This is a genomic window from Acidimicrobiia bacterium, assembly GCA_016650365.1.
In the GTDB taxonomy this organism is placed as follows: Bacteria; Actinomycetota; Acidimicrobiia; order Spongiisociales; family JAENVV01; genus JAENVV01.
In genome coordinates, this window is sequence record JAENVV010000070.1 from 1 (window position 1) to 8,014 (window position 8,014).

Annotated in this window: 10 protein-coding genes; 3 read left to right on the forward strand and 7 right to left on the reverse strand. The window is 60.9% G+C overall.

Features of this window, described 5'->3' with window-relative positions:
- Positions 1–91: 91 nt before the first annotated feature.
- Positions 92–769 carry a class F sortase gene (locus tag JJE47_04290; protein ID MBK5266632.1) on the forward strand — a complete coding sequence of 226 codons (678 nt, stop codon included), beginning with the start codon at positions 92–94 and terminating at the stop codon, positions 767–769.
- A gap of 87 nt (positions 770–856) precedes the next feature.
- Here the strand turns inward: JJE47_04290 and JJE47_04295 are convergent, their stop codons facing one another.
- The 4 genes from JJE47_04295 to JJE47_04310 are packed head-to-tail and all read right to left on the reverse strand — an operon-like array spanning position 857 to position 4,666.
- Positions 857–1,906, reverse strand: a complete 1,050-nt coding sequence (locus JJE47_04295; GenBank protein MBK5266633.1) for a molybdopterin-dependent oxidoreductase — start codon at positions 1,904–1,906, stop codon at positions 857–859.
- Positions 1,903–3,291 carry a xanthine dehydrogenase family protein molybdopterin-binding subunit gene (locus JJE47_04300; GenBank protein ID MBK5266634.1) on the reverse strand — a complete coding sequence of 463 codons (1,389 nt, stop codon included), beginning with the start codon at positions 3,289–3,291 and terminating at the stop codon, positions 1,903–1,905. The genes JJE47_04295 and JJE47_04300 overlap by 4 nt, the downstream gene beginning before the upstream one ends.
- 12 nt (positions 3,292–3,303) lie before the next feature.
- Complete coding sequence (locus tag JJE47_04305) at positions 3,304–3,771, reverse strand: (2Fe-2S)-binding protein (protein MBK5266635.1); 468 nt, start codon at positions 3,769–3,771, stop codon at positions 3,304–3,306.
- Positions 3,772–3,796: 25 nt separating this feature from the next.
- Positions 3,797–4,666, reverse strand: coding sequence for a xanthine dehydrogenase family protein subunit M (locus tag JJE47_04310; protein ID MBK5266636.1), 870 nt, complete (start codon positions 4,664–4,666; stop codon positions 3,797–3,799).
- A gap of 124 nt (positions 4,667–4,790) precedes the next feature.
- Here JJE47_04310 and JJE47_04315 point away from each other — a divergent pair, with 124 nt between their 5' ends.
- Positions 4,791–5,009: a hypothetical protein gene (locus tag JJE47_04315; protein MBK5266637.1), complete on the forward strand. Its 219-nt coding sequence runs from the start codon at positions 4,791–4,793 to the stop codon at positions 5,007–5,009.
- Here JJE47_04315 and JJE47_04320 read toward each other — a convergent pair.
- On the reverse strand, positions 5,006–6,541 hold the full coding sequence (locus JJE47_04320; protein ID MBK5266638.1) for a nicotinate phosphoribosyltransferase: 1,536 nt from the start codon (positions 6,539–6,541) through the stop codon (positions 5,006–5,008). The genes JJE47_04315 and JJE47_04320 overlap by 4 nt on opposite strands.
- A 31-nt stretch (positions 6,542–6,572) precedes the next feature.
- Between JJE47_04320 and JJE47_04325 the strand changes: the two genes are divergently transcribed.
- Positions 6,573–7,157, forward strand: a complete 585-nt coding sequence (locus tag JJE47_04325; protein MBK5266639.1) for an isochorismatase family protein — start codon at positions 6,573–6,575, stop codon at positions 7,155–7,157.
- Between the two features lie 19 nt (positions 7,158–7,176).
- Here JJE47_04325 and JJE47_04330 read toward each other — a convergent pair whose 3' ends face one another.
- Both JJE47_04330 and JJE47_04335 read right to left on the reverse strand, forming a co-directional pair.
- Positions 7,177–7,566, reverse strand: a complete 390-nt coding sequence (locus tag JJE47_04330; GenBank protein MBK5266640.1) for a hypothetical protein — start codon at positions 7,564–7,566, stop codon at positions 7,177–7,179.
- A partial coding sequence (locus JJE47_04335; GenBank protein MBK5266641.1) for an ATP-binding protein occupies positions 7,563–8,014 on the reverse strand: 452 nt, incomplete at its 5' end. The genes JJE47_04335 and JJE47_04330, both read right to left, overlap by 4 nt.

Below are 8,014 nucleotides of genomic sequence, written 5' to 3' on the forward strand. Positions count from 1 at the left end.
CCCTCCGTCGTCGCACTGCGGTCGAGCGGTAAAGCAATAAACCAGGGGTGGGGTGCCGATATGGCATCCCACCCCCTCTTTTGCTTTGACCATGCGGTATCTGCTTCTCTCTTTAGTGGTCGCCACGTCGGCGGCCTGTACGTATTCCACGGTTGATTCCTCAACCTCGACTACGACGCTTCAGCCGGTTGCTTCGACGACGACCCTGGGGCCAACGTCGACTCAAACGGTCGGCTCGGCAGCACCTTCACCGCTCGCCGAGCTCGTCGAACCAATCGGCTCGGCCGTGTACGACCCCGACCAGCTGTTCCAGGATCGTCCAGCGCCGGTTGGGTTGCACGTTCCAGCCATTGGAGTCAACGAGGCAGCGATTGTTCCGGTCGGCGTTCTGGACAATGGCGAGATGGAGATCCCCGGTGCCAAAGAAGTGGGCTGGTATCAGTACGGTCCGACGCCAGGTGAACCCGGTTCTGCGGTACTGGCCGCCCATATCGCCTACAACGGGCGCAACGGTGTCTTCAGCAAGCTCACCGCCATCTCCGTTGGAGATTCGTTTGAAGTGGCTTACGACGACGGTTCCTACCGCTCGTTCGTTGTCACCGAGGTTGCCCAATACGGCAAGACGGAATTGCCATTCGATCGCATCTTCTCGAAGGACAGCGACCCCGGTGTGGTTCTCATCACCTGTGGCGGGACATTCAATCAATCATTGCGATCGTATGAGGACAACGTCGTGGTCTATGGAACTCCCGCCCCCAGCTCACCCTGAGCGAGGGAGTTGTTCCAGCTCTCCTGTGTCTCTTTGGAGCCTACGGATCCAGTGGCATCGCTGGCACATCGACCTGACGGGCCGCCGCTACTGACGAGGTGACCGTCCGGTGTCGCCCTGGCCGGGTTCGAGTCCCTTGACGTCGGATCGTTCCTTGTCCCGGATCGCCATGAGGATCTTTTCGGCAGTGGCGGGAAGATCGGTGATTCGTACCCCAACCGCGTCATAAATCGCGTTGAGGATGGCTGGAGCGGTCGGCACCAGGGTGGGCTCGCCCACCCCTTTGGCTCCAAACGGTCCAACCGGGTCGTAGCTTTCAATGATGTCGATATCGATCGGGGGCATGTCGAGGCTGGTCGGGATCAGATAATTGGTCAGGTTCGGGTTTATCTGGCGGCCCTTCGCATTGAACAGGATCTCTTCGGATAGCGCCATGCCGACTCCCATGGCGATGCCGCCTTCGACCTGTCCTTCGACGAGCGCCGGGTTGATGGCAGTACCGGAATCGTGGGCGGCGTACACATGGAGGATCTCGACCTCGCCGGTTTCGTCGTCTACTTCCACATCGGCTATCTGGGTCGCGTACACGTAGGCGGCGAACGGTTTGCCCTGACCGGTCTCGGGATCCATGGTGACGGTGGGGGGATTAAATGAAGCGCTCCCGAGCGGTGGTCGGCCTCTGGCGATCTGCGCCCCCATTGCAACATCGGCCAGCGATATCCGTTTCTCCGGGAAAGTCTTGACCTGGATCTGGTGGTTGGCAGCTTCGAGCTCTCTGACCTCGACGCCGAGCATGTCTGCGGCCACCTCGAGAAGAATCGACTTGGCTTCGGCGGCTGCCAGCCTGACCGCGTTGCCGGTCACGAAGGTGGTGCGACTGGCGATAGCGCCGGTATCCATCGGAGTGACGTCGGTATCGGCCGAAATGACATGGACGTCTTCGGCGGAGATGCCGAGTTCCTGGGCGACGATCTGACCAAGCACCGTCAGTGATCCCTGTCCGACCTCAACAGTCCCCGTCAGCAGGGTGGCGGTGCCGTCTTCGTTGACCTTGACGACCGCCGAACTCGGGTTGGCCGCCACCGTGAACCCGATCGGATACCACATGCATGCGATGCCCCGTCCGGCGTGCTTCATGTTCCTTCCTCCATCCACCCGCTGCGCTTGGCGGCGGCGAGCAGTGTTTCCTCGAGGGCGACGGCCTGGAGTACTTGCCCGGTATGGCTGATCGATCCTTCGGTGAATCCGTTGAGAAGTCTGATGGCCAGCGGGTCCATGCCGAGTGTGTTGGCAATCTCATCCATCTGGGACTCGTAGGCAAAGGCGACTTGAGGAGCGCCGAATCCCCGCATGGCGCCGGTGACCGTCTTGTTGGTGTAGACGGCGTGTCCTTCGACATGTACGTTCGGTATTCGATACGGCCCGGCGGCGAGAATCGCCGCCTTGCCAACCGTTGTTTCGCTCCACGAGGCGTAGGCGCCTCCATCCAAAACCAATCGTACGGAACGAGCGAGCAGGTGTCCGTCTTTGGCGACTCCAGTTTTGTAGTCCATGATTATCGGGTGTCTGGTTGTCGAGGCGATGAACTCGTCTTCCCGGTTGAAGGTTGCCTTGACCGGTCGGCGGGTCTTCTTGGCCAGCAAGGCGAGAATCGGCTCGGTCCTGATCTCGTTCTTGCCGCCGAAGTTCCCGCCGATGAAGGTGGCTGTCACCCGGATCCGGTTCATTGGCATTTGTAGAGTGCGGGCCAGGTCGGCTCTTCCGAGTGTGATCCGGCCGTTGCTCGAATACACGTGAAGTTGTCCGTCTGGCTCCCAAAGCGCAATGGCCGCGAAGGGCTCCATCGGGACGTGCTCGATCATCTGGGTGCTGTACCTGCGCTCAAAGATCTGATCGCTCTCGGCGAATCCCTTTTCGACATCGCCTCGGATGATCACCTTGGAGGCGTAGACGTTGTTGTCCCGGTGGATCTTTGGAGCGTCGGGGCGGATGGCTTCAAGGGGGTCGAACAGGGCGGGAAGTGGCTCGTATGCGACCTTGACGGCGGCTAACGCTTCGGTCGCCTGCTGTTCCGTTTCGGCGGCGATGGCCACGAGCCCGTCACCCTGATGGCGTACCCGATCGACTGCCAGGACCGGTTGATCCTGGTACGACGAACCGAACGAATTCTCAGGAATCTCGTCACCGGTAAGCGTCGCCACCACTCCAGGCATGGCCCGGGCGGCGGTTGTGTCAATGGACAGAATCCGGGCATGGGCCTCGGTGCTGCGCAGAATCTTCACGTGGAGCATGCCAGGGAAGGCGAGGTCGTCGATGTATCGAGTGCTACCCGTGAGGTGGGTTCGGATATCGAGTCGGGTGACTCGCTGACCCACGGCCGGGGTCTGTTGGTTGGCTCCGACCGTGAGAGCCTGGACGGCCGGGATCGGATCTCGAGTTACCGCGGGTAACTGGCCGACCCTGGGGTCGGCCAGCAAGTCTCCGAGATCGGCAGACTTCTCCTTGGTGGGTTTTTCAGACATGTCCGCTCTCCGTCATGCTGATCCGTCGGTGCCGACCGGGGCCCGACAGGCTTCGGCGATTCCTTCGATGATTTTTGTGTAGCCGGTACAACGACAGAGGTTTCCGGCGAGAGCTTCGCGTATTTCCTGCTCGGTCGGGTGCGGGTTCTTGTCGATGAGCGCCTTGGCCGAGATGACGATGCCCGGCGCGCAGAACCCGCACTGGATGGACGAGAGACGCTCAAAGGCAGCCTGAATCGGATGAAGATAGTCAAAACCGCCCATGCCTTCGATGGTTAAGACTTCCCGCCCGTCGACCTGGACGGCCAGCAGCAGGCACGCGTTGACGCTGAGGTCGTCAACCAATACCGTGCAGGCCCCGCAGTCACCGACGTCGCAGCCCAGCTTGGATCCGGTCAAGCCCCAGGCTTCTCGCAGGACCGACAGCAGGGTGGTCTCGGCCGGCACTTCGGCTCGCCTTACCTGTCCGTTGACCGTCATTTCGATCTGGTGCACACGGTTCCTTTCATGACGAAGTCGCCAGGGCCAGGGCCTCTTCGAGTACCCGGAATGTACCCACTGCGATCAACTCGCGCCGGTAGGCGGCCGAAGCCCGAAAATCGTCGATGGGTCTTGCTTCGGTGACGGCAACTGCGGCAGCCTCCCGCAGGGCGCCCACATCATCGGTGGGTTTACCGGTTATGACTCGTTCGCCGTCCGTTGCCCGGATGACGGTCGGGGCGACCGCTCCCAGCGCAATCCGCGCTTCGATGATGCGATCGTCATCCACGGCGATGCTGGCGGCCGCGTTTACCAGCGCAAGCGCTTGACCTTTTCGGAGACCGAACTTACGAAACGCAGCCGCCCGCCCCAACATGGCTGTCGGAATGAGGATGTCGATGAGTAATTCGTCCGGCGCCAGTGCCGTTTGGCGTGGCCCGACGAAGAACTCGGTGATCGCCAGCACTCGTCGACCATGTACACCGGCCACGGTTACCTGTGCGTCGAGGGCGACCAAAACCGGGCCGCTGTCGAGTGAAGGTACGCACGTCACCAGGTTTCCACCAATGGTTCCCATGTTACGGGTTTGCACCGCCCCGATGGTCGCCGCGGCCGCCATCATCGCCGGTGCGTGTTCGGCAATCAATGCCGATTGCTGGATTTGTGAATGGGTGACCATGGCTCCGATGCGCAAACCGAGTGGGGTTTCTTCGATACCTTTCAACTCGGGTACGGCGCTGAGATCCATGACCAGCTTGGGATCGCTCGGTCCATGTTTGAGCTCGACCAGTAGATCCGTTCCGCCGGCGAGCAGCTTGAAATCGGGAGCCCGATCTCGTATGACTTCAAGGAGCTCGTTTAGCGAACCCGGTGCCAGATATTCAAAAGACCTCATGAAAGCGCCTCCTCCGGGCATGTTAGAAAGCCCAACCCTCCGAGGTTGGGATCCGGTACGCCCGATTGAAGAGACCTACCAGGTCTCTCATGCGGCGGACGAATTCTGCCACGATAATGAAGGGGTGACCGATCGGAACCTGCTTGTCGACAAGGTGCAGGCGATGTTCCCCGTTGACGAACAAGTTGCCGTGATGGACGAAGCTCGGAAGGATTGGCGGGACGTTCTCGCGGCTGCTGAATATCCTCGCCAATCCGGGTACACCGGACCTGCTCCTCCCGAGGTGATTGCCGCCGATCGTGCCGATTACCTGGAGTGGTTGGAAGGCGAGTCGCCCACCTAGGAGGGGATCGAACTCCGAAACGATCGGACCATCGAGTTCTTCAGTTCTGACAATTGTGGCGTGAGGGATACGTGGTAGGTGTGCGGGTTGACGAGGCGTCGCACGCCAGGATCGAGCTGCTGTAAGTCGGCGGATCTCCTGGCCCTGGCCTGGTCGATCCCACCCAGATCCGCAGCGCGTTTGCCGTTGTTAAGAACGTGGAGCAGTAGAGGTTCGATGCGACTCACCTCGGGTTCGGTAAGGATGCGGCTCACGCCCGGCTGAGTTGGATGAATGAGAGTCACCGGAGTAGTGATCTGCTCGCCGTTGAGCGATACCAGGTCGGCGGTGGCGACGCCGCGGCGGTCGTAGATGCGCCACAGGCGCTTGCGACCCGGGTTCTGAACCTTGGCAGGCGAGTTAGAGATCTTGATGGCCGGCTGCCAGTCTCCGGCGTCATCTTCGACGGCGACGGTCTTATATACGCCGTCGAAGCTCGAATCACCTTCCGACGTCACCATCCTGGCGCCGACGCCGTAGACGAGCCGGCTGAGTACCCGGCCAGGATCGACGTCATATCTCGCCGCCTCCTCGAGAATCTGGTTTCGGATCTGCCAGATGGTGAGCTCATCGAGTTGGCTCGACAGCACAATGCGCACATGTTCAAAGCCGGCCATGTTCAGCATTCGTGCAGAACGAACCGAGAGATGGGCGAGGTCGCCAGAGTCGAGGCGTATGCCTTTTGGTTCATGGCCCTTGGACCGTAGCTCTTCGAATACCCGGATGGCGTTGGGGACGCCCGATTCAAGCGTGTCGACGGTGTCAACGAGGAGGGTTGTGTCGTCGGGATAGAGGTCGGCGTATGCCCGGAACGCTTCAAGCTCACCGCCGGCCACCGCCATGAACACCTGCACCATGGAGTGGGCGTGCGTTCCGCGCGACGGATAGCCGAGGTCCAAACTCATTCCGACGTTCGAGGAGGCATCAGCGCCACCGATGAGGGACGCTCGCGAGGCAGTATTTGCTCCCCAGGCCGGCGCCCTTCTCATCCCGAATTCCAAAACCGACCCCCCGCTCGCCGCCTCGACGACGCGTGATGCCTTGGTAGCAATCAATGAGGCAAAGTTGAGATGATTGAGGAGCGGGGTCTCGAGGATCTGGGCGATGGCGAGTGGAGCCTCTACGACTGCCAGAGGGGTGTTGGGGTGAACCACCCGACCCTCCGGAACCGCCCACAGGGAGACGGCGCTGAACGAACCGGCGTCTGCGAGCCATTCGACGAAGTCAGACCGGAACTCAGGTTGGCCAGTTGAGGTTTGAAACGTCTTCAGGGCGGCGACTTCGGCGCGGCCGACCCTGGTGTCGGCCATCCAATCGAGCAGCGGTCCCAGGCCCGCGGAGATGGCATATCCCGCTTGATGGGTGCCGTAATTGGGATATGCCCGGAAAAAGTAGTCGAACTGCGACCGGCGTTCGTGCAGGCCCATGTGGAAATACAACTGAGCCATCGTCAGCTGATAGTGATCGGTGAAAAGGAAGCCGTCGGCGAGCACGGTGGCAATGCTACTGACCTAGGATCGGCTCATGACAACCTTCGGCGAAAAGACGGCCCTGATCGTCGTCGATATGCAGAACGATTTTTCCGATCCGGCGGGAAGTTTGTCGGTGGCCGGTGGAGAGGCACTGGTCGGAACCATCAACGCTGAGATCATCCGGGCCGCCGCAGTTGGTGCGTTGGTGGTTTACACCCAGGACTGGCATCCGAAGTCAACTCCCCATTTCGCAAGAGATGGTGGTATTTGGCCGGTCCACTGCGTTGCGGACACCTGGGGAGCCGAGCTCCATCCCGGGTTGATCGTGGCGGGCTCCACGGTCCGCAAGGGGACCAACGGTGAGGACGGATACTCCGGTTTCACCATGCGCGACCAGATCACCGGAGAGGTGATGCAAACGGGGCTGGCGAACCTCTTGCACCAGCGGGAGATCCAGCGGGTGGTGGTAGTCGGTCTGGCGCTTGACTATTGCGTCAGCGCCACGGCGTTGGACTCCAGAGCGGAGGGATGGCATACCTCGGTTCCGCTACACCTGACGGCCGCGGTGAATCTTGAACCAGGCGACGGCTCTGAAGCTGCCGAGACCCTGCGGCGGGCAGACATCACCGTTGTCTGAAGGGGCGGCCACTGATCCGTTATGAGCTCGCACCGACCTCGACGGCGGTGAGCATGCCCTCTTGATAGTGATCTATGAGCTGGCCGTCGCCGGTTTGGATGACGATTCGACAGCTGAGCTCGTAGGTCCCTGGTTTGAGGTCTACGGAATAGACCGAGGATTCGCCTGGCGCGATGACACCGGTCACGTCGACGACCGTACCGTCATGGTCGGCAATGACCAATGTGTGGCCGAACTCACCTTCATTGTGGACGGTGATTTCGTTGGGACCGGCGTCGAATATCCCATGGGCCGTGATGGAGAACTCGGTGAGGTCGACCGTGGGCGATCCTTGCGCCGGGGCGGCGCTGCGGCAAGCTCCGAGTAGAAGGAGCGTAAGGATGAACCAACTGGTCATGCGGCCGGTCATGCGGCGACTCCCTTGGACTTGCCGGCGGGGAGGGCAACCGCCACGTTCGTTCCGTTCTCTGAGGTGGTGACGAGAATCGAGCCAGACAACGCGTCGGTCATGAGCCTTGCGATGTAGAGACCCAGGCCAGTCCCCGAGCTTCTGCTTTGCTTTTCGAACTTCTCGAAGGCTCTCGGCAAGAACCCGATATCGATGCCCGGCCCATCGTCGTGAATCGAGACGTAGACGGGACTTTCGGGGCGAACTCCAACCTCAAGCATCGGTTGGAACGGCAAGTCGACCGACGTGGTTACGCCGACGTTCTTGGCGCCGTGAGTGAACGCGTTGTTAGCGAGTGATTGGATGAGATTCACGAGGCTGGTCGGGTCGGTTCGGAGGACCACATCGTTGAGCGCGTCGCGATCCGGAATGTCGAACCTTGGTCGTGCCAGCTCCAGGCGGTCCACGA

What these genes read in the sequence shown, in the direction of transcription:
- JJE47_04290 (MBK5266632.1), top strand. Translation starts at nt 92, where the DNA reads ATGCGGTATCTGCTTCTCTCTTTAGTGGTCGCCACGTCGGCGGCCTGT.
- JJE47_04295 (MBK5266633.1), bottom strand. Translation starts at nt 1,906, where the DNA reads ATGAAGCACGCCGGACGGGGCATCGCATGCATGTGGTATCCGATCGGG.
- JJE47_04300 (MBK5266634.1), bottom strand. Translation starts at nt 3,291, where the DNA reads ATGTCTGAAAAACCCACCAAGGAGAAGTCTGCCGATCTCGGAGACTTG.
- JJE47_04305 (MBK5266635.1), bottom strand. Translation starts at nt 3,771, where the DNA reads ATGACGGTCAACGGACAGGTAAGGCGAGCCGAAGTGCCGGCCGAGACC.
- JJE47_04310 (MBK5266636.1), bottom strand. Translation starts at nt 4,666, where the DNA reads ATGAGGTCTTTTGAATATCTGGCACCGGGTTCGCTAAACGAGCTCCTT.
- JJE47_04325 (MBK5266639.1), top strand. Translation starts at nt 6,573, where the DNA reads ATGACAACCTTCGGCGAAAAGACGGCCCTGATCGTCGTCGATATGCAG.
- JJE47_04330 (MBK5266640.1), bottom strand. Translation starts at nt 7,566, where the DNA reads ATGACCGGCCGCATGACCAGTTGGTTCATCCTTACGCTCCTTCTACTC.